At 70.7% G+C, this 870-nt stretch carries 1 protein-coding gene; it reads left to right on the top strand.

Going from position 1 to position 870, the window contains the following annotated elements; translation table 11 throughout:
- Nucleotides 1–627, top strand: a 627-nt coding sequence (locus KBI52_RS01220; RefSeq protein ID WP_210804834.1) for a calcium-binding protein, incomplete at its 5' end; no start/stop codon positions are given.
- Nucleotides 628–870: the final 243 nt, after the last annotated feature.

Genomic DNA, 870 nt, shown 5'->3' with positions numbered 1-870 from the left:
GGCGGCGCCGGCGCCGACGTGCTCAGGGGTGGCAGCGGCGACGACACCTATGTCACCGACGGGGCGGACACCATCGTCGAGCTGGCCCATGGCGGCCTCGACACGGTGATCGCGAGCGCCAGCCTGTCGCTGGCGGCACTTGGCGAGGTGGAGAACCTCACGGCGGCCGCCGGCACGGCGCGGCTGGCGCTCACCGGCAACGCGCTCGCCAACAGCGTGACGGGCAATGCCGGGGCGAACCGGCTCTCGGGCGGGGCGGGCGCCGACCGGCTGATCGGCGGGCTCGGCCAGGACAGCCTCACGGGCGGGAGCGGCCGCGACGTGTTCGCCTTCGACGACCGCGACACGGCTGCGTCGACGCGCCGGGCCGACACCATCCTCGACTTCTCGGGCCGGCAGGGCGACCGGCTCGACCTGAAGGCGATCGACGCCAACACGCGGAAAAGCGGCGACCAGGCGTTCGCGTTCATCGGCACGAAGGCGTTCAGCCGGGCCGGCGAGCTGCGCTACGAGAAGACGAAGGGCGCCACTTACGTTTATCTCAACACCGACCGCGACAAGGCGGCCGAGGCGGTGATCAAGCTCAAGAGCGCGCTCGACCTGCACAAGGGCTGGTTCGTGCTCTGAGGGCGGCTCATCGCCTCCTGGTCAGGGCCGTCCCCGGACCTGGTCCGGGGATCAGTCCCGGCCATCGCGACGGGACGAGCGCCGCGCGTCTACAATCGGGATCACCGGGACAAGCCCGGTGATGACGTGGCAGGATGGTACGGGGCGCCGGGTTCACCCTCACCCTGTCATGGCCGGGCCTGTCCCGGCCATCCCGATACGATAAAGCGCAGTGCTTCAAGCCATCGGGATCACCGGGACAAG

Source organism: Microvirga sp. HBU67558, assembly GCF_018069605.1.
Classification (GTDB): domain Bacteria; phylum Pseudomonadota; class Alphaproteobacteria; order Rhizobiales; family Beijerinckiaceae; genus Microvirga; species Microvirga terrae.
This window is presented reverse-complemented; position numbering and strand designations above follow the sequence as displayed.